We start from the raw sequence: 22,983 nt of genomic DNA on the forward strand, positions 1-22,983 counted from the left end.
GCCTTAGTCCTTTTCGTCGATATCGTTGCTTGAACGGCAACCTGCAAAAGCGCCGCTTTCAATGGTCAAGGCAATTGCAGCCTGAAGATCGAATTCCGGAACCGCCTCAAGGGAGAGGCCCACGGCCTGCTGCAGTGGGGCTCCGCGGCTGAGCGCCTCAATAAAAAGAAACTGGCCGTGGTCGATTTTGCGCACCTGCACCGTAAGAGCTGGCCGCGTCACAAGGACTGCCTGCGCGAGACCGGCATTGATGCGTTCGGGCATCGGCCCTTCCCGATGGGCGGTAAAGATCGTGTGGATCGCGTAGGCGGACGAAATGAACCTTGCAGCCGGATGTGGCGTGAAGACCGCTGTCGCCAGGGCCTCCGGCGGCAGCGCACCCAGATCATCTGCGTCAAGCGGTGCATGGTCGGCCGCGTGATAGGCGTCCAGCCAGGCGCGTTCCAGCCGGGCAACGTCAGGCAGGTATTTCAGGTGGCTGATCGGTGCGCAGCCGGCGAGGAACCGAGCAAAATCTTGACCATACTCAAAGACCAGCGGCGAGCGTGGCGGATGCGCACGCACAAAATCTCGTGCGATCATGCGAAAGTTTTCCTTCCCGAGGATTTGCGCCACCGTCGGGAAGATCTCGGTCAGAGCCGTGACAAGACTGTGCGTGACATTGTTGCGGTAGACGTTGAAGCGCTTGTTTGCGGACTTTCCGCAGGGGCCGGTCAAACCTTGGGGCGTGGCGCGCCCGGGATCGAGCAGCACGGAACCAAACGCGCCGTCATACGCTGCTGAATTGCCTTCGGCGGGCATGTCAGGAGTGGAGGGCATGGCGTTTCACGTTCTGCTGTCGACCGCGATGGCGGTCGAGAATGCGCTCGGCAGCAATGGCCTCCGAGCGAAGGATTGGCCAATCGGGCACATCGGAATCCCATTCTACAAGCGTGTCGATCGGTCCACATTGTTCGATCACTGTCTCGTAAAGGCTCCATACGGGATCGGCGACCGGTCGGTCATGGCTGTCGATCAGAAGCGGCGCGCCCTCGTCGTCTTCCTGTTCGTCATGGCCGGCGAGATGAACCTCGCCTACATGTTCAAGTGGAAACTCGGCCAGATATTCGGTGGCGCTGAAACCGTGATTGGTTGCGGAAACGAAAACATTGTTGATGTCGAGCAGCAAGCCGCAGCCCGTGCGCTTCACGATTTCACGCAGGAAATCGGTTTCGTTCCAGCTGGATTCTGAGAAAAGGACATAGGTGGAGGGGTTTTCCAGCAGCATCGGTCTGCCGATGGCTTCCTGCACCTGGTCGATATGCTCACATACGCGCTTCAGCGTCTCGTCGGTATACGGTAGGGGCAGAAGGTCGTTGAAGAATACATCGTCATGGGTCGACCATGCGAGGTGCTCGGACACCTTGAAGGGTTCGTAGCGTTCGACCAGGTTTGCAAAGCGGGACAGATGTTCGGGATCGATCGGGTCCAGACCGCCGATGGACATGCAGACACCGTGCAGCGAGACGGGCAGAAGTGTACGTATTTCGCTCAGGACGGCGTGCGGCGGTCCGCCCGCGCCCATGTAGTTTTCAGCGTGGATTTCGAGGAAGCCCACGGATGTGGGTTCCGCTTTTATCGCATCGAAATGCTGTGGTTTGAAACTCGCGCCGGCCCTGCCGGCGGGATGGAATGCCGGGAAGCGGTTCTGGTTTGCGGATTGAATCGCAAATTTGCGTGTCATCAGGCGCCTCCCGGCATTGCTGGTTCAGGATGCTGTCAGGCCGATCAGGACGGCAGGTCGCGATCGAGCGGCTCAAGCGAACCCATGCGGTCGCCAGGAAGCTCCATCGTGGTGCATGTACCGGAATCGACATACGTCCAGGCATTGCCCTGATAGTCGACCTTCGATGTGCCGGCGCAGGTGGTGCCGGGGCCGGCAGCGCAGTCATTCTTGCCTGCCATGGAAACGCCGTAGCATTTCTCTTTTTCCTGCGCCTGGGCAGCCGTGGTCGTGGCAAGGGTGCCTGCAGACAGGGCGGCTGCAACCGTTCCAGCGATATAGGCAGCGGTCAGTGCGGTTTTCGTGGACATGAAAAGATCTCCTCTAGAGGTCGCGTCGAAGCCGGATTCAACTCCGGCACGACCCGTTTTTTCAGAGGGACAGTTCACTTGGAAATCAAGCGCGCGCGAGCCACCATCACATGGGCGTGAAAGCGTGTTTATCGTCAGGCACGCGCGCGTGAGTTCAGCCTTGCAGCAGGTCTGCAAACCGACTGATTTCAGAAGGCTCGGTTGCGAAGCTGGTCACGAAGCGATGAAGTATGTCCCCCTCGCTGATCTCGCTGGCGAAAGACAATGGTGGTTTCCAGGGGTAGAACCGCGCACCTGCCGCCTGAAGGCTCTCCGCCTTTTCGGCTGACATGAGTGCAAACACCTCGTTCGCCTGCGGCTGCCAGGCAAGGCGTATGCCTTCGGCACTATCGATTGCGGAGGCCAGTTCGCTGGCCATGGCGTTGGCGTGGCGGGCGGTGTTGAGCCACAAGTCGTCCCTGAAATAGGCTTCGAACTGTGCGGCGATGAAGCGTGACTTGGAAAAGAGTTGTGCGGCCCGCTTGCGCAGAAAATGCATCTGCCCGACCTTTGCAGGATCAAGCACAACAATAGCCTCCGCACACCAGCAGCCATTCTTGGTGCCGCCGAAGGAAACAATGTCGACGCCGCGCTTCCATGTCATTTCGGCCGGAGTGGTGTCGAGCGCTACAAGAGCGTTGGCAAAGCGCGCTCCGTCCAGATGCAACGGAATACCGGCCTTGCGGCAGATGCCGGCGATCTTCTCGATATCGTCGAGAGAGTAGAGCGTGCCGATCTCGGTGGCCTGGGTGATGGAAGCGGCCATGGGTTGTCCCGCATGCACGAATTCAGCCGGGTGTTCGTGGATCGCGGCGTCGAGCGCGTTCGGATCCATGCACCCCAACCGACCGGCAACCCCCTTCAGGCGCGCCCCGCCGGTCAGATATTCCGGCGCCCCGCCCTCGTCTTCGATGGCGTGGGCTTCCGTGTGGCAGAAGGCGACCCCGCCCGGCCTGGCCGCCCAGGCAAGCGACAGGCTGTTTGCGGCCGTGCCGGTGCCGACAAAGAAAACCGACACCTCGCGCTCGAAGACGTCGCAAAAGATTCGCTCTACCTGTTTGTCCAGATCGCCTGTCCCATAGGCCGATGCGTAGCCGCCTGCATTGTTTGTGAGCGCTTCGGCGATTTGCGGATGGGCGCCGGCCCAGTTGTCGGAGGCGAAATTCATGCAGTCGATCTCTCTTTTGACCTTAAAATAAGCAGTGGCGGCGCGACATTGCGCGCTTCGCACCCTTCTATCAAGTCCCGAAGATTAGATGTTGCGGTCATTCGGTTGCTTTGCAGGATGATCTGCGGTCATGACGGATAATTTCGATAATACTTGCAGCTTGGGAATTTTCTTTCGCTTTTTGCGCAAAAAATTTGCATTTCCGTCTTGTCTGGTGTTGGTATTTCTGGCATTTCAGCGAATAGGACAGCACTCCTGTCTTATTGCGCGCAGATTGCGCTGCGGTGCATTGCAAACGCCTCCCCGGGTCGTGGTAATGTAGCAGTGATCGGCGCGACACAGGCGGTCCGGCAATGACCGGAGCAAAATCCATAGGCAGGAATGCCCCGCCCAAGAACAAGAAAATGCGCCGGAGCGAACCGGTAGCGTTCCTCCGGCTTCTAAATGGAAATGCCGTGCATACACCCCGGATGGCCGCAAGGGCAGCCCGGCGACTGAACGACCGCTCAGGGAGGAGAGGCTCTGGGCAACAATAGTGAGGAATTGCGATGACGGAAATGACGCCATCTGTTTCGACCAAGTTCGAACCTGCCGCCGAGGCTGGAGCGGCCACCGTCAAACGCACAGAAAAGCACGCTGTACCCGGCCTGCCGGCAGCGCAGGGGCTTTATGATCCGCGCAATGAACACGATGCCTGCGGTGTCGGCTTTGTCGCGCATATGAAGGGCAAGCGTTCGCACAGCATCGTCCAGGACGGGCTTGCCATGCTCGAAAACCTCACCCATCGCGGTGCCGTTGGCGCCGATCCGCTTGTCGGTGACGGTGCGGGCATGTTGATGCAGATTCCGGACCGTTTCTATCGTGAGGAATGGGCCGAACGCGGTGTCGAGCTTCCTGAGCCTGGCCATTATGGCGTCGGCCATTTCTTCATGCCGCGCGATGGCGCGCTGCGCGAAAAGATCGATACGATCATCGCCGATGTGGTGCGCTCGGAAGGGCAGGAGCTGATCGGTTTCCGCGATGTGCCGGTCGACAATTCCTGCCTCTCCAAGGCGCCCGAAATCGTGGCGTCAGAGCCGGTTCATCGGCAGATTTTCATCGCGCGCGGTGCCGGCATCGAAAATGAAGAGGATTTCGAGCGCAGGCTCTACATCCTCCGCAAGGTGATTTCGGGCCGTGTGCGCGAGGAGCTGGAAGGCGGCACGCATGGTTTCTACACCGTCTCGCTGTCGGCGCGCACCATCGTCTACAAGGGCATGTTCCTCGCCTATCAGCTTGGCGCCTATTATAAAGACCTGAAGGACCCGCGTTTCGAGACGGCGTTGGCTCTCGTGCACCAGCGTTTCTCCACCAACACCTTCCCCTCCTGGGAACTCGCGCATCCCTATCGCATGGTCGCCCACAATGGCGAGATCAACACGGTGCGCGGCAACGTCAACTGGATGGCGGCGCGGCAGGCTTCGGTGGATTCGGAGCTCTTCGGCAACGACATTTCCAAGCTCTGGCCCATTTCCTATGAGGGCCAGTCCGACACGGCCTGTTTCGACAACGCGCTGGAGTTCCTGTTCCAGGGCGGTTATTCGCTCGTCCATTCCATGATGATGCTGATCCCGGAAGCCTGGGCCGGCAACCGCCTGATGAGCGACGAGCGCAAGGCGTTCTACGAATATCACGCCGCATTAATGGAGCCGTGGGACGGCCCCGCCGCCGTGGCGTTCACCGACGGTGTCCAGATTGGCGCCACGCTCGACCGCAACGGCCTTCGCCCGGCGCGCTACATCGTCACCGACGATGATCGGGTCATCATGGCGTCGGAAGCCGGTGCGCTGGTGGTGCCGGAGGAGAAGATCGTCAGCAAATGGCGTCTCCAGCCCGGCCGCATGCTTCTGATCGATATGGAAGAAGGCCGCATCATCTCGGATGAAGAGGTGAAGGCGAAGATTGCCACCAAACATCCGTTCAAGAAGTGGCTCGACAACACCCAGCTCATTCTTGAGGACCTGAAGCCGGTGGAGCCCCGCGCCCTGCGCAAGGATGTCTCCCCGCTCGATCTGCGGCAGGCTTTCGGCTACACGCAGGAAGACACGAAGATGCTGATGGCGCCCATGGCCACGACCGGCCAGGAGGGCATCGGCTCCATGGGCACCGACACGCCGATCTCGGCCATGTCCGACAAGCCCAAGCTGCTCTACACCTATTTCAAGCAGAACTTTGCGCAGGTAACCAACCCGCCGATCGATCCGATCCGCGAAGAACTGGTGATGAGCCTGGTCTCCTTCATCGGCCCGCGGCCCAATATTTTCGATCTGGTCGGCTCCTCGCGCCGCAAGCGGCTTGAGGTGCGCCAGCCCATCCTCACCAATGGCGATCTGGAAAAAATCCGCTCCATCGGCCACACCGAGGACCGGTTCGACACCAAGACCATCGACGTCACTTATGCCTCGGGCGAGGGGGCTGCCGGCATGCGCGGCGCGCTGGAGCGCGTGTGCGACCGTGCCGAGGCAGCCGTTGCCGGCGGTTACAACATCATCATCCTGTCGGATCGTCAGATCGGCCCGGACCGCATCGCCATCCCGATGCTGCTTGCCACCGCCGCCGTCCACCATCACCTGATCCGCAAGGGCCTGCGCACGGCGGTCGGCCTCGTGGTCGAATCCGGCGAGCCGCGCGAAGTGCACCACTTCTGCTGTCTGGCCGGCTATGGCGCAGAGGCGATCAATCCCTATCTCGCCTTCGATACACTGCTTGCCATGCACCAGGCAGGCGAGTTCCCGCCGGAGGTGGACCCGCAGGAGGTCGTCCAGCGCTACATCAAGGCCATCGGCAAGGGCATTCTGAAGGTGATGTCCAAGATGGGCATCTCCACCTACCAGTCCTATTGCGGCGCGCAGATTTTCGATGCCGTGGGCCTCGAAAGCGATTTCATCGAGCAGTATTTCACCAACACCGCCACCACGATCGAAGGTGTCGGGCTGGAGGAGATCGCAGCCGAGACGGTGGGGCGTCACACATCCGCGTTCGGTCCCGACCCGGTGTTGAAAAACGCGCTCGAAGTGGGGGGCGAATACAATTACCGCATACGCGGCGAAGCCCACATCTGGTCGCCCGATGCGGTCGCCTCCCTCCAGCATGCCGTGCGCGGCAAATCGTGGGAGACCTATCGCGATTTCGCAAAAATGGTCGATGGCGAGGCGGCAGACGCCAAGTCCATTCGCGGCCTCTTCGCGGTCAAAACCGCAAAGGACACGGGCCGCAAGCCGGTCTCGCTCAACGAGGTCGAGCCGGCGTCCGAGATCGTCAAGCGCTTCTCCACCGGTGCCATGTCCTTCGGCTCCATCAGCCGCGAGGCGCACACCACGCTGGCGCGCGCCATGAATGCGCTGGGCGGCAAATCCAACACGGGCGAGGGCGGCGAGGAGCCGGACCGCTACATGCCCATGCCCGATGGTTCGATGAACCCCGAGCGCTCGGCCATCAAGCAGATCGCCAGTGGCCGTTTCGGCGTCACCACTGAGTATCTTGTCAATTCCGACATGATGCAGATCAAGGTGGCGCAGGGCGCAAAGCCCGGCGAGGGCGGTCAGCTTCCCGGCCACAAGGTGGATGCCACCATCGCCAAGGTGCGCCACTCCACGCCGGGTGTCGGCCTCATTTCGCCGCCGCCGCATCACGACATCTATTCCATCGAGGATCTGGCGCAGCTCATCTACGATCTGAAGAACGTCAATCCGGATGCGGATGTCTCCGTCAAGCTCGTCTCCGAGGTTGGCGTGGGCACGGTCGCGGCAGGCGTCGCCAAGGCGCGCGCCGATCACATCACCATTTCGGGCTATGATGGCGGCACGGGCGCTTCCCCGCTCACCTCCATTAAGCATGCCGGCAGCCCGTGGGAGATGGGGCTTGCCGAAACCCACCAGACCCTGGTGCTCAACGGGCTGCGCTCGCGCGTCGCGCTTCAGGTTGACGGCGGGCTGAAAACGGGCCGCGATGTCATCATCGGCGCGCTGCTCGGTGCCGACGAATACGGCTTCTCCACCGCACCGCTGATCGCCGCCGGCTGCATCATGATGCGCAAGTGTCACCTCAACACCTGCCCTGTCGGCGTCGCCACGCAGGATCCTGTGCTGCGCAAGCGCTTCAAGGGCACGCCGGAGCATGTCATCAACTACTTCTTCTATGTCGCGGAAGAGGTGCGTCAGTATCTGGCCGAGATGGGCTACACGAAGCTCGACGACATTATCGGCCAGTCGGATCTTCTCGAGAAGAATGCGATGATCGCGCACTGGAAGGCGCGCGGTCTCGACTTCACGAAAGTCTTCTACAAGCCCGATGCCCCGCGCGAAGCCTTGCGCTGGACGGAACGGCAGGTCCATCCGATTGATGACATTCTCGACCGCAAGCTGATCGACGCGGCAAAGCCCGCGCTTGAAAGCCGCGAAAAGGTGTCGCTCGATTTCCCGATCTGCAACACCGACCGGTCCGCCGGCGCGATGCTGTCGGGCGCGGTGGCCAAGCGCTACGGCCAGAAGGGCCTGAAGGACAACACGATCGATGTGCGCCTCACGGGCACCGCCGGTCAATCCTTCGGCGCGTTCTTGGCGCGCGGTGTCACCTTCACCCTTTATGGCGATGCCAACGACTATGTCGGCAAAGGTCTCTCGGGCGGGCGCATCGTCATTCGTCCGACGGACGATTCGAAGATCATTGCCGAAGAGTCCATCATCGTCGGCAACACCGTGCTTTATGGTGCGACCGAGGGCGAGTGTTATTTCCGCGGCGTCGCCGGCGAGCGTTTTGCCGTGCGCAACTCTGGTGCCATTGCCGTGGTTGAAGGCGTTGGCGATCATGGCTGCGAATACATGACCGGCGGCGTTGTCGTCGTGCTTGGCCAGACGGGCCGCAACTTCGCAGCCGGCATGTCGGGCGGTGTCGCCTATGTGCTGGACGAGGCGGGCGATTTCGCCGAGCGCTGCAACATGGCGATGGTTGAGTTGGAGCCGGTGCCGGAGGAAGACGACATCCTGGAAAAGCTGCACCACCATGGCGGCGACCTCATGCATAAGGGGCGTGTCGATGTTTCCGGAGACATGACCCGTCATGACGAAGAGCGTCTGGCGCAGCTCATTGCCAATCACCTCCACTATACGGGGTCGTCGCGTGCACGGGCGATCTTGGACAATTGGGCCGACTATCGCCCCAAATTCCGCAAGGTGATGCCGGTCGAATATCGGCGCGCGCTTGAGGAAATGGAGCGCATGAAACTGGGCCTGGCGGCTGAATAGCCGCCACTTTCGAGGTCTGTTGCCAATGGACATCTTCGGCGATCAGAATTCGGGCAATTGCCTGAAGGTGAAATACACGGCCGACCATCTTGGTCTCGCCTATCGCTGGCACGAGCTCGACATCATGGCGGGCGAGAGCCGGACGGAGGCGTTTCTTGCCATGTCACCTTTCGGTCAGGTGCCGGTGGTCCGGTTCGATGACGGGCGGGTGCTCGGGCAGTCGGGCGCGATCATCCGCTATCTGGCGCGTGGCTCGGCCCTCCTGCCCGAGGATCCGTTCGCGCAGGCTGAAATCGACCAGTGGATGTTCTGGGAACAGAATATCCACGAGCCCAATGTGGCAGGTGCGCGCTTCCACGTGGTCTACCGCAAGGAGCCGGTGGAAACACGGGATCCAGCCAAGGTCGCGCGGGGGGATGCCGCGCTGGATTTCATGGATCAGGCGTTGAAGACGCGCGATTTCTTTGTGGGCGCTACGCTCACCATCGCCGACATTGCGCTGCTCGGCTACACGCGGCTTGCGCCGCAAGGCGGTTTTGAATTCGACGGGCGCAACGCGCTCACCCGCTGGATTGCACGGTGCGAGGATGTCCTCGGACTTCCGGCACTTCAATAGAATAACGGGGTTTACTCGATGGGTAAGGTTACAGGTTTTCTCGAAATCGACCGGCAGGTCCACAAGTATCAGCCGGCATCCGACCGCATTCGCCATTTCCGCGAATTCACGCTGCCCATGTCGGACAAGGAAGTCGAGAAACAGGCCGCGCGCTGCATGGATTGCGGCATTCCCTATTGCCACGGGCCGACAGGCTGCCCGGTCCACAACCAGATCCCGGACTGGAACGATCTGGTCTACAATGGCGACTGGGACGAGGCGATCCGCAACCTGCATTCCACCAACAATTTCCCCGAGTGGACGGGCCGCATCTGCCCCGCTCCCTGCGAGGAAGCCTGTACGCTCAATCTTGAAGACATTCCCGTGGCCATCAAGACGGTGGAACAGGCGATTGCCGACAAGGCCTATGAATCCGGCTTCGTTCGCCCCTATCCGCCTGAGCACAAGACCGGCAAGACCGTGGCCATCATCGGTTCCGGTCCCGCTGGCATGGCGGCGGCCCAGCAGCTTGGCCGCGCAGGCCATCAGGTTCATGTCTATGAGCGGGAGAGCAAGCCAGGCGGTCTGATGCGCTACGGCATTCCCGATTTCAAGATCGAGAAGCACTACATCGACCGCCGTGTCGAGCAGATGGAGGGTGAGGGCGTCACCTTTCATTGCGGTGTCAATGTCGGCGTCGACAAGCCGGTCGAGGACCTCCTTTCCGAATATGATGCCGTTTTGTATTGCGGCGGTTCGGAGCGCCCGCGTCCTGCCGGTATTCCTGGCGCCGACCTCGAAGGTGTGCACGACGCAATGCCCTATCTGGTTCAGCAGAACAGGCGTGTGGGAGGCGAGGACATCCAGTCCGTTGCCTGGGCATCCGATCCCATTCTGGCCGGCGGCAAGCATGTCGTGGTGGTCGGTGGCGGCGACACCGCGTCGGATTGTGTGGGCACGGCGTTTCGTCAGGGGGCGGTGCGCGTTACCCAGCTCGACATTCGTCCGCGCCCGCCGGAAAAGGAAGACAAGCTCGCCGTCTGGCCCTACTGGGCAACGAAGATGCGCACCTCCTCTTCTCAGGCCGAGGGGGCGGAGCGCGAGTTCCAGGTCGCAACGCTTGAATTCATCGGCGAGGACGGTGTTCTGACCGGCGTGAAATGCTGCCAGGTGGATGAGAAGCGCAAACCCATCGCAGGTACGGAATTCGTTATCCGCGCCGATCTCGCCTTCATCGCCATCGGCTTTTCCGGTCCGGCGGAAACGGGCGTTCTGTCGGAATTCGGGGATCGCCTGAAGACCGATGTTGATCGCCGCAACTCGGTCAACGTCAATGCCAATGACCGCGACTACAAAACGACCGTCGATCGGCTGTTTGCGGCAGGCGATGTGCGTCGCGGCCAGTCTCTGGTCGTCTGGGCTATCCGCGAGGGGCGTCAGGCCGCACGGGCGATTGACGAGTTCCTCATGGGAAGTTCCGTCCTGCCGCGCTGAGTGCTTCAGCAGAGTTTGAGAAATCAGGGCGTCGCCTGGGCAGATGGGCCAGGCGACGTCTTGTTTTGCGGGGATGTGTTCGTCTGAAGGGAAAAATTGTCTGCCCGACCAGGTGGAGTGGCAGTCTCTCGAGGGCGTTCGCGGCTTTCGATACGCTCTTGACGCTCGATCGGCTTGACCACCGCGCCCATCAGTTCAAGACCGCCGTCGAGAGCGGGATCGGAAAGCGAGATTGGCATTGTCCGGTTCACCGGCGCAGGGTTTTCCGGATGAAGCACAAGGGCCGGGAGGCTCTCCATGCCGAGCTCGCCGATATCCGGAGACACAGCCTCCCCGAGCAGCTTGTTCAGAGGTTTCTCCACATAAAAGGCAACCTTGCGTTTTCCCGCGCGGGTAAGATTGATGCCGTCACTGCCGCGTAGCCGAACGGGCTGGCCGTTCATGTCGGGCCCGGTGAAGACAAAGCCACCATTCTCGTCCACAAAACCGTCCCAGATATCCACAAAAGTGCCGTCGATGGCTTCGACGGCGGTTTTGTAGATATCGTTGAATGCAAGCATGTCCGACGACATGCTCGATGATTTGAATGACGGCAGACCGCTCCAGACGAGGGGAATCTGCCTGTCTTCAACTGCTGCAGCAAAGGTTGCGACACGCTGTGTATATTCCGCGACCCAGGCTTCGGAGCGCGGCGCTTCGCGCTTGCCGTCAACGATGAGTTGCTGGCGATCATTGGAGCCAATCATCATCACCACAACCGCGGGTGATACATCGTCCAGAATGCCGGCTATTTCGCCGTTCCAATCGTAGTAGTCGTCACGGACGAAGCCGGACGACCCATTGCTCCGATTGATCACGCGCACGCCCGGTGATTCTGCGTAGGCTGTGGTCAGCCCCTCGGCAAGTCCGCCTGCAAGGAAGTCCCCCACCACGAGGACGACGCGCGCATTGTCCAGCTTCTCCACTTCCGGGGATGGCGGTTGCTGACGTGGAGCAGAAGGGGCCGCTGAACGGCGCCTTTGTGTCCCTTGCTGCTTTCTGGGTGCGGAACGTTGGCGGGTCGCAGGTTTTTGCGGCTCGCGTTGACGTAGAGCCCCACCGAAAAGAAGGTCGAAAAGGCCACGTCGCTTCTCGCGCTGATAATCCTGTGCCTCGGCGAATGAGGGCAGGGTGATAGAAGCGGGCACGGCAAGAGCCAGAGCAATAGCGACGATGACAACGCGGCTGCCTTTGCCGCTGCCGTCGATACCGCTTCGTGTTAAGCCCATGCCCGCTCCCCTTGTTTCGGCTCAGTTTCCGCGCAGGCGACGCAGGACTTCCTTGCCGGGATGGCCATCCTCCTGCATGCCATTGCGCGCCTGAAACGCGCGAATGGCGGCACGCGAGCCTGAACCGATCTTGCCATCAATCGGGCCATCATAATAGCCGAGGGCGCCGAGGCGCTTCTGCAGTTCCTCGGTTTCAGAATAGCTCAGACGCTCGAACGGACGGTTCCAATCCCGCACCAGACCGCCGTAGCCGGCGATCTCGTCGGCGAGCAGGCCCACTGCGAGGGCGTATTTGTCTGAGTTGTTGTAGCGTTTGATGACCTGGAAATTCTTGGTCACGAGAAAGACAGGTCCGTCGCGCCCGTCGGGCACTTTCAGTTCGGCTGTGTCGCTCGGGCGCGGGAAGGGTTTGCCATTGGCACGGACCACACCGATTGACTGCCAGCGGCTCAACGCCATGTTGCCGCCGGGGAATTTGCGGCCCCCGGGGAGGGCTGCGGTTTCGTAGCCCCAGGTCTCTCCGCTCCGCCATCCGTTGCGACGCAGGAGATTGGCTGCGGTCGCCAGCGCATCAGGAATGGATGTCCAGATGTCTCGCCGCCCATTGCCGTCCATATCGACTGCATAGGCCTGATAGCTGGTGGGGATGAACTGGGTGTGCCCCATCGCGCCAGCCCAGGAACCGGTAAGGTGGCCGACATCGATGTCGCCGGTCTGAAGGATTTTCAACGCTGCGATGAGCTGCTGGCGGGCGAATTTTGCACGGCGCTTGTCGGCATAGGCGAGCGTCGCCAGCGAACGCGGCACGCTGCGCATGATGCGCTCGTTCTTCAACACTTCGCCGTAGTTCGATTCGATCGACCAGATGGCGAGCAGAATGTAGCGGCTGACACCAAACTGGCTTTCAATGCGGTCGAGCCACGGCTTCCACTGGCGGGCAAGTTGGCGACCGCGCTGAATTGCGTCTTCCTGCACACGGTTGTCGAAATATTCCCACGGCTCGGCGCGGAACTCGGGTTGGTAGCGCGCTTTTTCCAACACTTCTGGATCCGGGGCCGTAATGCCACGGAAGGCGCGGTCATAGGTGGCGCCGGAAATGCCGTTCTGGATCGCCACGTTGCGGAACTGTTGAATCCATCTTTGGAAGCCGGCATCCGCATTGGCCGGTTGAAGGGTTACGGTGAAGGCAACCACGAAAGAAGCGACCAATGTCGCGACGAGGTTTCGTGGGGGCAAGCGGAACAACATCACGATCTCCGTTACAGGTACTCCAGCCTATCCATGGCATGCCCCGGTTAGAAAAACGTTTACCATGCTGTTATCCTTCGTGAACGATCTTCTCGCATTTCCGTCACGAAATACGCGAATTCATTATGGAAACATCAATCCGGCGTTGCTAAGGCAGCGCCAAGCTCATTTTCATAAACCTTCGGGGGTCGATTTCTGATGACGAAACTTCGCAAAGCGGTTTTTCCTGTTGCCGGTCTTGGGACAAGGTTCTTGCCTGCTACCAAAGCGGTGCCGAAGGAAATGCTGACCGTTGTCGATAAACCCGTCATTCAATATGTCGTGGATGAAGCGCGCGAAGCCGGGATAGAGCACTTCATCTTCGTGACCGGTCGCAACAAGGCGGTCATCGAGGATCATTTCGACATCCAGGTGGAATTGTATGACACGCTGGAGCGGCGCGGCAAGACCGAGGTGCTTGATCGGCTGCGCAGTCTGCAGCCGCAACCGGGACAGACAAGCTACACGCGCCAGCAGGAACCGCTTGGCCTTGGCCATGCGGTGTGGTGTGCACGGGAACTTGTCGGAAACGAACCATTTGCTCTTCTTTTGCCGGACATGATCATGCAGGCACCGAAAGGGTGTCTTTCACAGATGGTGGAAGTGTTCGAGAAGACCGGGGGCAATGTGGTCTCGGTGGAAGAATGCGATCCGTCCCAGACCCACAAATATGGGATCGTCGGACGCGGCGCCGATGTCGCCGGAGGGTTCGAGATCAACGGCATGGTTGAGAAGCCGAAGCCGGAAGACGCGCCATCGAATTTCTATATCAATGGTCGGTATATTCTTCAGCCGACCATCTTCGATCTTCTCGCCAAGCAGGAGAGGGGGGCCGGCGGCGAAATTCAGCTCACCGATTCCATGCTCACCTTGATGAAAGAACAGCCATTCCACGGGTACCATTTCACCGGTCGAACCTTCGACTGCGGATCGCCTGAAGGCTTCGTTGAAGCCAATCTCGCCTTTGCGCTGGAAAGGCCGGATTTGCGCAAACATGTGTTGAAGGCGGTTGCCGCTTCGGACCGTAGCTAAATTTTTCGAAAACGCCGTCATTTCCCGAAAATGGCGGCGTTTTTGTTTCTTTTCCGGAATTTTCAGGGAAATTCCGGAAAACGGTTTTTAGCGCTGCATCCGGATGCCCATGAAGACACTTGTGGCATCGTAATCACGGTCTGGGAGGCTGCTAGTACGCTTCTCATAGCGGGCGCGACCCGTCAGGCCCAGCGTGCGGTTCAGCCACCATGTCATACCCGCTTCGCCATTCATGGTGAGGTCATGGCCACCGCTCATATAGTCTCGCCATGAAAGGCCGGCCGCTGCCTCGGCGGTGAGGTTGGCGCGAATCTGCCTTTCGACGCGCAGGGTTCCCGCATAAAGGATCGACCCGCTGTCACCGGCATCCGTGGTGCCTTCAATTGTGGTCGAACCATCAAGCCTGACATTCGTGCCTCGTTGCGGAGACCAGTTCAGGGCCGCTGCAAGCGCAAGGCCCGAAACCGTATCGAGGCGTTCGTCATCCAGGTCTTCGGTGATCCAGCCAATGGACGCTTCACCGGCCAGCTTTTCCTCGATATCGACCATGACACCGGCGCGGGCGGCAAGGCGTGTTGCCGAACGCTCATAACCGGCGCTGTCCTGCTTCTGATCGTAGAACCGGCGACCGAATTCACCTTCGATAAAGGGTGTGAGTGCCGGTGAAACCGCATAGCCCGTGCGCAGACGCAGCGTAGCCAGGGTAGAGTTTCGCTCTTCCTGAGAGAGGCTACTGCCATCGATCAGCGTGGCATCGCCATATTGCTGTCGCGACACTGATCCCGTGGCGCTGAGGCGCAGTTTTCCAAGGTCCTTTGATAGGCCAAGGCTACCGTCGATTGTGTGACGCAGCGGACGATCATCCACGCCTGTGATGATCACAGGGGATGAAGCCGATTCGGGGCTGATTGCGTAACCGAGGCTGGCAAGTGCAGTGTAATCGCGCGCGAGATCGAAGCGCAGGCTGCCATCGATGCCGCCCTCGAGATCGGACACCTCTTCGCCGTCAACGGATTTGCGGTAGATGCCATACGCGCCCACGGTTGCGGCATGCCGGGCCCAATCGGAAGCCGCATTCAGGCGTAGCGTTGTCTGTGAAATGACCGCTTCGCTGCCATTGGTGCTGGAATCGGCGTTTGAGGTCCAGGTAAGCCCCTGTTCGAGTGTGGGAGTGACAATAAAGGTGCCGACCCGCAATCCCAGCGCTGCATAGGGGTTTTCATCCGTTGCCTGATAATCGCTTTCTATGGCGCCGGTCCTCGGATTGAGTGCTTCCGCCCGTTCGATGCGTTCAACAGCTGATGGTGCTTCGTCGCTTTCGGCTATCGCGTCGGTGACGACAGGGTCCAACACTGCCGGTTCTCGCGGAGATTGTGTGGGGCTGTTGCGCGCGGCACGCGCGCGTTCCCGCTCGACGGCCGTGGAGGGAGCGCGGGCAGTCCGGTCATTTTCCGTCTCCGCCCGGTTGGCTGGGCTGGGGGTGGCCGGCGTGTAAGCCGGAGCGGAAATTCCGGCACCAGAATCAGCCTGGATGGAGGACGTGATGTCTGTTTCGGATACGAGCCCGCGCAGGCCTTCTGCTTGCTGTGCGCCCGCAATACCGGGTGTCAGCGCAAGCACAGACAGGCCAATCGCGGTCGACCCGTACAATCCGCGTATGCGGGAACCCACTCTGACACCGGGACGAGACATACAGATCCAGACTATCAAGACGCGCCATTCTTATGCTTACCGAAATCTAAACCTGTGTGGTTAACGGAAGGTTGAACACTGCAGCGCTATGCTCACCCACTGAAGAATGGACAATCTGAATGGACAGCCGGTCACCAAGGCGGTAAGGGCATTGCCATGCTGAAAGACTCTTCCATCAAAATCGATCGGAAAAGCGTCGTCGCTTCCGCCGTTCGCACCCTTGAAACCGAACGGGCAGGCCTGAAGGAATTGGCCGATGCGCTCGACAATGGTCTTGCCGATCCGTTTGCAGAAGCGGTGCGTATCATTGCCGGGGTCAAGGGACGCCTGATCGTGACCGGTGTAGGCAAGAGCGGCCATATCGGCTCGAAGATTGCCGCCACACTTGCTTCGACAGGGACGCCCGCTTTCTTCGTACATCCGGCAGAGGCCAATCATGGCGATCTCGGCATGATTGGTGATGACGATGTCATACTCGCCATGTCTTGGTCGGGAGAAACCACTGAGCTGCACGGCATTGTCGCGTATGCGCGACGCTTTGCCATTCCGATCATTGCCATTACGGCGGGCAAATCCTCTGCGCTCGCCAAGGAAGCGACCGTGGTCCTCGGTCTGCCTCGTGCGCCCGAAGCGTGCCCGCATGGGCTGGCGCCGACAACCTCGACTGTCTTGCAATTGGTGATCGGTGATGCGCTTGCGGTCGCATTGCTGGAAGCAAGGGGCTTTACCGCCGATCATTTCCGCACATTCCACCCCGGTGGCCAGCTTGGGGCGAAACTGACCCAAGTGCGCCAGATCATGCATTCGGGCAGCGAGCTGCCACTCGCCAGCAGCGGCGCGCTGATGCGCGAAGCGATTCTGGAAATGACGCAGAAGGGCTTTGGCTGTGTTGGCATTACCGACAATGAGGGTGCATTGATCGGTATCATTACTGACGGCGATCTGCGTCGCCACATTGACAGTGAGCTTCTGTCAATGACCGTGGATCAGGTGATGACGCGCAATCCGAAGACGATTGGGCCGGAAACGCTGGCCGAAAGCGCGTTGCAGATCGTGAATTCGTCGGCCATCACAACGCTGATGGTGGTCGAAGACGGCAAACCTTGCGGTGTCGTACACCTCCATGATCTGCTGCGAATTGGTGCTGCCTGAAACCAGCCCGCGGCCTGGAGCCGAGTGTGAGACTTGACGACGCCCCGTTTTGACGGGGCGCTTTTTGTGGTCTCCCCGGTTGGTCGTGGGTTCATGCTGCCCGTGAGGATGATGCAAAAGGGGACAATTCTTCGATTGGGGGTGTCGATCTCCCATGCCATATTGGCGTTTTGAAACCCGAAGCACTCGCCGGGGAAGCCCGATGCTTGCAGAACACGTTCAGCATCTTCTGGTCGTCTTCGCCGCTTATGTTGTTGTGATCGCCAGCCCTGGCCCCAGCACGTTGGCTATTATGGGGGTGGCCATGAAACAGGGGCGAGAAAGAGCGGTCCTTCTCGCCCTCGGAGTGGTGACGGGAAGCATGTTCTGGGCCGTGTGTGCAGCCACGGGCGTGGCGACGATGTTGACCGCCTATGCCGAAGCGATCTTTTTCATCAAGCTCGCTGGTGGGCTCTATCTACTTTACCTTGCCTGGAAATCCGCGAGGTCGGCCATGTCACCGCAGACTGGAAACACGAAATCAATGGCAGCGGCAAGGAAGATAATCTTCTATCGGAGAGGCGTGCTCTTGCACTTGTCTAACCCCAAAGCTGTTCTCGGCTGGGTGGCGATTATGGCGCTTGGAGTGGGGCCTGATGCGCCATCCCACACCTTGATCACAATCATAGCGGGGTGTGGTGTTCTGGGGCTCACAGTGAATGTGGGCTACGCTCTGCTTTTTTCGACCGGCGCTTTGGGACGGGCCTACCAGAAGTTCAGCAACTGGATCGAAGGAGCTTTGGCACTGGTTTTTGGCTAGGCAGGTTTTAGGCTGCTCTTGGCCAGATCGTAAGTCCCGGAGAAGATTTAAGGCCCCGGGACTCTTGAAAATTCAGACGGCCTCGACGCGGAGGGTTCCGGCGTCTACCGATGCGACCCGGACGCGCGTTCCAGTCGGCAGGTCAGGACCTGCGACACGCCACAACGTGTCATCCAGCCGAATGCGGCCATATCCGTTTTCAATGGGTTCTTCGAGCGTTGCCATGCGGCCGATAAGCTGTTCTCGGCGCCGGTTCAGAAGCGGCTGGTCGGTTTCCTCATTGCGGCGCGAATCCATCAGGCGTTTGCCGGCATAGGCCGAGATGAGTGCCAGGGCGAGGAAAACCAGAACCTGCACCTGCCAGCTCCAAACCGACAGGTCCCACAACTGCAGCGAAAGCGCGCCGGTCAGGATCGCGGCGATCCCGATCCATAAGAGAAAGACGCCGGGCACGAGGATTTCGGCTGCAAGAAGCACGAAGCCGAGCAGCATCCAGTTCCAAGGACCGAGTTCCACGATGACATGCTCGATCATGGGATTACTCCTGCGACGGTCCCGTGCGGGGAGGGCGGGCAGAAGAGACGCGCTGGCTGGTCGCTGAGGCTGCATTTCCTTCGCCAAACACCTCGCGTGCAATCGAGCCGATGCCGCCGAGCGAACCGATCAGTGAGGAAGCCTCGAATGGCATGAGGACGATCTTGTTGTTGCTGGAGGAGCCGATGGTGGCCAATGCTTCCGTATATTTCTGGGCCACAAAGTAATTGACGGCCTGAACGTCGCCGGCCGCAATGGCTTCCGAAACCACCTGGGTTGCGCGGGCTTCGGCTTCGGCGGCACGCTCGCGCGCTTCAGCGTCTCGGAAGGCGGCTTCCTTGCGGCCCTCGGCTTCCAGAATTTCTGCCTGCTTCAGGCCTTCAGCCTCAAGGATCTGCGCGCGCTTGTTGCGTTCGGCCATCATCTGGCGCGCCATCGATTCCACGAGGTTGGCCGGCGGATTGATATCCTTGATTTCGACACGCGTCATCTTGATGCCCCAGGGGCTTGCAGCATCGTCGACGATGCGCAGGAGCTTCTCGTTGATCGCATCCCGGTTGGACAGGAGTTCATCGAGATCCATCGAACCCATGACCGAGCGAATGTTTGTCATAGTCAGGTTCAGGATCGCATTTTCCAGACCCGACACCTGGTAGGCAGCCTCAGCGGCGGTGAGCACCTGATAGAAGGCAACGCCGTCGACTGCGACGATGGCATTGTCGCGGGTGATGACTTCCTGGGTGGGGACGTCAAGCACCTGCTCCATCATGTTCATCTTCGCGCCAACGCGGTCGATGAACGGGACAATGAGATTGAGGCCGGGCGTGAGCGTTCTGGTGTAGCGGCCAAAGCGCTCCACTGTGTAGTTGAAACCCTGAGGGACGGTCTTGATGCCTGCAAAGAGCAAAAGCAGGACAAGGACAACGAGGACGGGAATGATGATGTCAAAACCAGAGAAAAGCATATTCAGCTCCTGGAACCGCTTGTGCGGGAACGGATGTTTAGGCTGGCACGCAGTTTAAGGGTCTGCGCTGTGATGTGAACAGAAAGATCACGGATCCCATTGCCGCGGAAACAGACAGCGCGTCGACACAGGCTGTTTCCACAAAAAGTTGCAGCGCATGGCATATGCTTCGCCAATTATGACACCCTTGTGGCAGGACGTTTCACACCCAGCCAGCAAGTTCCCGGCGCACCAGGGTCTCGATCACAGCCATGCCTTCGTCGGTGTCGTTGAGACAGGGGATGTGCGTGAAATTCTTGCCACCAGCCTCATGAAAGATTTCTCCGGCTTCTCCAGCGATCTCCTCCAGGGTCTCCAGACAGTCGGACACAAAACCCGGATTGAATACCGCGATGGATTTGACACCCTCTTTTGCGAGCTTCTCGACGGTCTTGTCGGTGTAGGGCTGAAGCCATTCTTCCGGACCAAAACGGGACTGGAAGCAGGTGATGAGCTTCTTCTCCTCCCAGCCGAGGCGCTCGCGCAGGAGGCGGGTCGTTTTCTGGCAATGGCAATGATAGGGGTCGCCGCGCCTGAAATAGCTTTGCGGGATGCCGTGATAGGAAGCGATGACAACTTCCGGCTCGAAATCCAGGCTCTCAAGGTGCTTTTCGATGGAGCGGGCCAAAGCCTCGATATAGACCGGTTCGTCCTGATAGGAGGGCACGGTGCGTATGGCCGGCTGGAAGCGCATTTGCATGAGCGCTTCGAAGAATTTGTCGTTCACCGTTGCGGTGGTGGTGGCGGAGTATTGCGGGTAGAGCGGGAACATGACGATGCGGTCGCAGCCGCGCTCCATCAGGCTCCTTGTCACCGTCTCGATGGAGGGTTGGCCATAGCGCATGGCCCAGTCGACGATCACATGCTCATGCCCCGACAGCGCCTGGGCGAGTTTTTCGCCCTGCGACCGGGTGAAGGTGCGCAGCGGCGATTCATTGCGCTCGTGGTTCCAGATTTCCGCATAAGCCGCGCCTGACTTCTTCGGCCGTGTATTGAGAACGATGCCGTAGAGGATCGGATACCAGATCGGCTTCGGCCATTCGATGACGCGGGGATCTGATAAAAACTCCTTCAGATATCGCCGCATCGGCGCATAGTCGGTTCCGTCTGGTGTGCCGAGATTCACAAGCAAAACGCCTACCTTGCCGACATGGACAGGTGGGTGTTCTGCGGGCAGCGGGCCGACGGCTTTCGCTGCTTTGGGGTCGATTGTGGTGGGGAGATTCATGCTTTGGCTCCGATCATGCAAGGGAAGCTAGCGAAGCCGAGCCGGTTTTCAATGGAGCGCGTAGCCGCAGGGGCAAAAAAGAGCCCCGCCGGCTGGCGAGGCTCCGGACCGGTGCCGATGGGGCGGGTCAGTTTGCGGTCGGCAGATTGATCTCCATACCCACATCGATGCGGTGTGGGTTTAGCTGCGGATTGGCTTCCGCGATGGCCTTCCACTTCACCGGGTCGCCATAATGTGTGCGGGCGATCTCCCAAAGCGTGTCTCCGCGCACAACCGTGTGGGTGTTTTTGTCGGCTGTCATGGCCTCTCCGGCGTCTTTTGCGGCATCTTCGGTCGCCTCGGTCATCTTCGCCATGGCTTCGCCGGCGTCGTCGGCGGCCTTCTCGGCCATTTCCTTTGCGCCCTCAGTCACGGCTTCGACAGCCTCGCCTGCCTTTTCCATGGTTTCCTCAACGGCTTTGGGTGCCTCGCTGGCGATTGTTTTCGACATTTCGGGCAGGTCCGGGGTCGTCGCCTCAGCCTCAGCAGCGGCGACGCTCGCATCGATTTTCGTGATGCGGCCGTCGATGGCAGGTTTGTACGGGCTGTTTTCGGCCAAGTAATCGGCAAGCACCTGTTCGAGGCCCGGGCCGTAATCATAGGCGTTTTCGGCATTCTCCGCGAAGAGCTTGTAACCGTCGCCCCCGTTGCGCATGAAATTGTTGGAGGCAACCGTGTAGGTGGCATCCGGATCGATGGCGGTCCAGCCGTCGCCGTCCTTTACCTGGACAGACTTGATGCGGCCTTCGCCGGGCGCGACAGACGGGTCGAAGCTGTACCGCAGGCCCGAAACCTGAGGGAAGCGCCCGGCGCCTTCCTCGATCTGGCTAACGCCGCTTTCGAGTGAGGCAACGACGTCTGCACCCTTCAACTGGAAGGTGGCAAGCGTGTTCTGGAAGGGCAGAACACCGAGCACTTCACCCATGGTGACTTCGCCGGCATCGATGGAGGCGCGCAGGCCGCCGCCATTGGTGATGGCGAACTGCACGCCCTGATCCCTGGCGCGCGCCACCATGGCATCGGTAACGAGATTGCCCATCTCGCATTCGCCGGCACGGCACGTTTCGCGGCTGCCATCGACAGCGGCTGACGTTTCAGCCACGATCTTGTTTTTCAGTTCCTCGATTGGGCCGGCCAGTTCCTTGACACGGGCAACAACGGCTTCGTCCTTGGCAACGGAAGCGTCGATCAGCTTGACGTCGCCCGTGGCGGCGGTGACAACACCCTCATCATTGAAGGTAAGCTTCAGCTCGCCGAGATATTTCGAATAGGACGCGGCCTGCACCACGGGCACCTGATGGCCGTCGGGATTGTCGACCATGGTCGGGTAGGGGCCAGCCGCCCCTTCCACCGTGTTGGACAGCAGCGTGTTTGAGTGGCCACCGACGACCACGTCGACACCTGGGATTTTGGCGATGGCTTCAAGGTCGCGCGGATAGCCGACATGGGTGAGCGCGATGACCTTGTTTGCGCCTTCGGCGGTGGCGGCTTTCACGGCTGCGGTGATGCCGGCCACGTCCTCGATGATTGAGACATTTTCGCCGGGTGAGGAAAGCTCCGCCGTGTCGTTGGCGACCGCGCCGACAATGGCGATCTTCTCGCCGCCCACATCGAGGATGAGATACTCCTTCACCCGGTCACCGAGTGCTGAAGCTTCCTTGGCCTTGACGTTGGAGCCCAGAACCGGGAACTCGACCTTGTCGAGGAAGGTGGCGAGACCGTCTTCGCCATCATCGAACTCATGGTTGCCGACGACCATGGCGTCGGTCTTCATGAGGTTCAGGAACTCGGCTTCGGCAGCACCCTTGTAAGTGGTGTAGAAGAGCGAGCCCTGGAAATTGTCACCAGCGTTCAAAAGCAGGACGTTTTCGCCCTCAAGCGCCTTGCGGGACTCGGCCACGGCGGTGACGAGACGGGCTGCGCCGCCGAAGCACTCGCCGGCTTCATCGTCTTCTGGCGAGCAGGTGGAATCGTATTTGTTGATGGGTTCAATACGGCTATGCCAGTCATTCATGTGGAGAATGTTGAGCGTGTAATCGGCAAAGGCCGCACCGGCGCTCAGCGTCAATGCGGATGCGGTGAGCGATGCAATGGCGAGGCGTTTTCTGAAGGTCGATCTGTGCATGGTGACTTCTCCCGAATGGCTCTTTGCGGTCTCTACCGCCGCATTGTGACGCCCTGTTAAAGGCTTCGACCAGCATGTTTTCACCGGGCAGATGGCGATGCAAGAGAAAGTTGGGTCGCGAACCGAAAGTTCGCTGAAGGTCGCTCAAAGTGCTATTCTGGGCGATGCTGACG

17 protein-coding genes are annotated in these 22,983 nt (G+C 59.9%); 6 read left to right on the forward strand and 11 right to left on the reverse strand.

Annotated features, from left to right (window positions below):
- Positions 1–3: 3 nt before the first annotated feature.
- The 4 genes from H7H48_RS07630 to H7H48_RS07645 all read right to left on the reverse strand — a co-directional run bounded on the left by H7H48_RS07630 (position 4) and on the right by H7H48_RS07645 (position 3,280).
- Complete coding sequence (locus H7H48_RS07630) at positions 4–819, reverse strand: DUF2063 domain-containing protein (protein WP_229448408.1); 816 nt, start codon at positions 817–819, stop codon at positions 4–6.
- Positions 803–1,723: a DUF692 domain-containing protein gene (locus tag H7H48_RS07635; protein ID WP_229448409.1), complete on the reverse strand. Its 921-nt coding sequence runs from the start codon at positions 1,721–1,723 to the stop codon at positions 803–805. The genes H7H48_RS07630 and H7H48_RS07635 overlap by 17 nt, the downstream gene beginning before the upstream one ends.
- Positions 1,724–1,767: 44 nt before the next feature.
- Entirely contained in the window at positions 1,768–2,073 is a 306-nt protein-coding gene (locus tag H7H48_RS07640; protein WP_229448410.1) for a DUF2282 domain-containing protein, read from the reverse strand.
- Between the two features lie 154 nt (positions 2,074–2,227).
- Positions 2,228–3,280, reverse strand: a complete 1,053-nt coding sequence (locus H7H48_RS07645; protein WP_229448411.1) for a low specificity L-threonine aldolase — start codon at positions 3,278–3,280, stop codon at positions 2,228–2,230.
- A 548-nt stretch (positions 3,281–3,828) separates the two neighbouring features.
- On the opposite strand from H7H48_RS07645, the gene gltB reads away from it, so the two are divergent.
- Genes gltB through H7H48_RS07660 form a run of 3 tightly spaced genes read left to right on the forward strand, consistent with a single transcriptional unit; the run spans position 3,829 to position 10,651 of the window.
- Positions 3,829–8,562, forward strand: a complete 4,734-nt coding sequence (gene gltB, locus H7H48_RS07650; protein WP_229448412.1) for a glutamate synthase large subunit — start codon at positions 3,829–3,831, stop codon at positions 8,560–8,562.
- A 25-nt stretch (positions 8,563–8,587) separates the two neighbouring features.
- Positions 8,588–9,178: a glutathione S-transferase family protein gene (locus H7H48_RS07655; protein WP_229448413.1), complete on the forward strand. Its 591-nt coding sequence runs from the start codon at positions 8,588–8,590 to the stop codon at positions 9,176–9,178.
- An 18-nt stretch (positions 9,179–9,196) separates the two neighbouring features.
- Complete coding sequence (locus tag H7H48_RS07660) at positions 9,197–10,651, forward strand: glutamate synthase subunit beta (RefSeq protein ID WP_229448414.1); 1,455 nt, start codon at positions 9,197–9,199, stop codon at positions 10,649–10,651.
- Positions 10,652–10,674: 23 nt separating this feature from the next.
- Here H7H48_RS07660 and H7H48_RS07665 read toward each other — a convergent pair whose 3' ends face one another.
- Positions 10,675–11,919: a DUF459 domain-containing protein gene (locus tag H7H48_RS07665; protein WP_229448415.1), complete on the reverse strand. Its 1,245-nt coding sequence runs from the start codon at positions 11,917–11,919 to the stop codon at positions 10,675–10,677.
- A gap of 21 nt (positions 11,920–11,940) precedes the next feature.
- Positions 11,941–13,167 (reverse strand): lytic murein transglycosylase, encoded by a 1,227-nt coding sequence (locus H7H48_RS07670; protein WP_229448416.1) that lies wholly within the window; start codon positions 13,165–13,167, stop codon positions 11,941–11,943.
- A 198-nt stretch (positions 13,168–13,365) separates the two neighbouring features.
- Between H7H48_RS07670 and galU the strand changes: the two genes are divergently transcribed.
- Positions 13,366–14,238, forward strand: a complete 873-nt coding sequence (galU, locus tag H7H48_RS07675; protein ID WP_229448417.1) for a UTP--glucose-1-phosphate uridylyltransferase GalU — start codon at positions 13,366–13,368, stop codon at positions 14,236–14,238.
- Between the two features lie 87 nt (positions 14,239–14,325).
- On the opposite strand, the gene H7H48_RS07680 is transcribed toward galU, so the two are convergent.
- The gene (locus H7H48_RS07680; RefSeq protein ID WP_229448418.1) at positions 14,326–15,888 is read right to left on the reverse strand and encodes an outer membrane beta-barrel protein; all 1,563 of its coding nucleotides are present in this window, start codon (positions 15,886–15,888) and stop codon (positions 14,326–14,328) included.
- Between the two features lie 198 nt (positions 15,889–16,086).
- Between H7H48_RS07680 and H7H48_RS07685 the strand changes: the two genes are divergently transcribed.
- Positions 16,087–17,082, forward strand: coding sequence for an SIS domain-containing protein (locus H7H48_RS07685; protein WP_229448419.1), 996 nt, complete (start codon positions 16,087–16,089; stop codon positions 17,080–17,082).
- Between the two features lie 202 nt (positions 17,083–17,284).
- Positions 17,285–17,881, forward strand: coding sequence for a LysE family translocator (locus tag H7H48_RS07690; RefSeq protein ID WP_229448420.1), 597 nt, complete (start codon positions 17,285–17,287; stop codon positions 17,879–17,881).
- Positions 17,882–17,953: 72 nt separating this feature from the next.
- Here H7H48_RS07690 and H7H48_RS07695 read toward each other — a convergent pair whose 3' ends face one another.
- The 4 genes from H7H48_RS07695 to H7H48_RS07710 all read right to left on the reverse strand — a co-directional run bounded on the left by H7H48_RS07695 (position 17,954) and on the right by H7H48_RS07710 (position 22,810).
- Complete coding sequence (locus tag H7H48_RS07695; RefSeq protein ID WP_229448421.1) at positions 17,954–18,415, reverse strand: NfeD family protein; 462 nt, start codon at positions 18,413–18,415, stop codon at positions 17,954–17,956.
- 4 nt (positions 18,416–18,419) lie between these two features.
- Positions 18,420–19,379 carry an SPFH domain-containing protein gene (locus H7H48_RS07700; protein WP_229448422.1) on the reverse strand — a complete coding sequence of 320 codons (960 nt, stop codon included), beginning with the start codon at positions 19,377–19,379 and terminating at the stop codon, positions 18,420–18,422.
- A 202-nt stretch (positions 19,380–19,581) separates the two neighbouring features.
- Positions 19,582–20,646 carry a ferrochelatase gene (gene hemH, locus H7H48_RS07705; protein WP_229448423.1) on the reverse strand — a complete coding sequence of 355 codons (1,065 nt, stop codon included), beginning with the start codon at positions 20,644–20,646 and terminating at the stop codon, positions 19,582–19,584.
- 127 nt (positions 20,647–20,773) lie between these two features.
- Complete coding sequence (locus H7H48_RS07710) at positions 20,774–22,810, reverse strand: 5'-nucleotidase C-terminal domain-containing protein (RefSeq protein ID WP_229448424.1); 2,037 nt, start codon at positions 22,808–22,810, stop codon at positions 20,774–20,776.
- Positions 22,811–22,983: the final 173 nt, after the last annotated feature.

The organism is Nitratireductor sp. B36 (assembly GCF_020833685.1).
Classification (GTDB): domain Bacteria; phylum Pseudomonadota; class Alphaproteobacteria; order Rhizobiales; family Rhizobiaceae; genus Nitratireductor.

Coding starts and splice junctions, on each gene's coding strand:
- H7H48_RS07630 (WP_229448408.1), bottom strand. CDS start 819: ATGCCCTCCACTCCTGACATGCCCGCCGAAGGCAATTCAGCAGCGTAT.
- H7H48_RS07635 (WP_229448409.1), bottom strand. CDS start 1,723: ATGACACGCAAATTTGCGATTCAATCCGCAAACCAGAACCGCTTCCCG.
- H7H48_RS07640 (WP_229448410.1), bottom strand. CDS start 2,073: ATGTCCACGAAAACCGCACTGACCGCTGCCTATATCGCTGGAACGGTT.
- H7H48_RS07645 (WP_229448411.1), bottom strand. CDS start 3,280: ATGAATTTCGCCTCCGACAACTGGGCCGGCGCCCATCCGCAAATCGCC.
- gltB (WP_229448412.1), top strand. CDS start 3,829: ATGACGGAAATGACGCCATCTGTTTCGACCAAGTTCGAACCTGCCGCC.
- H7H48_RS07655 (WP_229448413.1), top strand. CDS start 8,588: ATGGACATCTTCGGCGATCAGAATTCGGGCAATTGCCTGAAGGTGAAA.
- H7H48_RS07660 (WP_229448414.1), top strand. CDS start 9,197: ATGGGTAAGGTTACAGGTTTTCTCGAAATCGACCGGCAGGTCCACAAG.
- H7H48_RS07665 (WP_229448415.1), bottom strand. CDS start 11,919: ATGGGCTTAACACGAAGCGGTATCGACGGCAGCGGCAAAGGCAGCCGC.
- H7H48_RS07670 (WP_229448416.1), bottom strand. CDS start 13,167: ATGTTGTTCCGCTTGCCCCCACGAAACCTCGTCGCGACATTGGTCGCT.
- galU (WP_229448417.1), top strand. CDS start 13,366: ATGACGAAACTTCGCAAAGCGGTTTTTCCTGTTGCCGGTCTTGGGACA.
- H7H48_RS07685 (WP_229448419.1), top strand. CDS start 16,087: ATGCTGAAAGACTCTTCCATCAAAATCGATCGGAAAAGCGTCGTCGCT.
- H7H48_RS07690 (WP_229448420.1), top strand. CDS start 17,285: ATGCTTGCAGAACACGTTCAGCATCTTCTGGTCGTCTTCGCCGCTTAT.
- H7H48_RS07695 (WP_229448421.1), bottom strand. CDS start 18,415: ATGATCGAGCATGTCATCGTGGAACTCGGTCCTTGGAACTGGATGCTG.
- H7H48_RS07700 (WP_229448422.1), bottom strand. CDS start 19,379: ATGCTTTTCTCTGGTTTTGACATCATCATTCCCGTCCTCGTTGTCCTT.
- hemH (WP_229448423.1), bottom strand. CDS start 20,646: ATGAATCTCCCCACCACAATCGACCCCAAAGCAGCGAAAGCCGTCGGC.
- H7H48_RS07710 (WP_229448424.1), bottom strand. CDS start 22,810: ATGCACAGATCGACCTTCAGAAAACGCCTCGCCATTGCATCGCTCACC.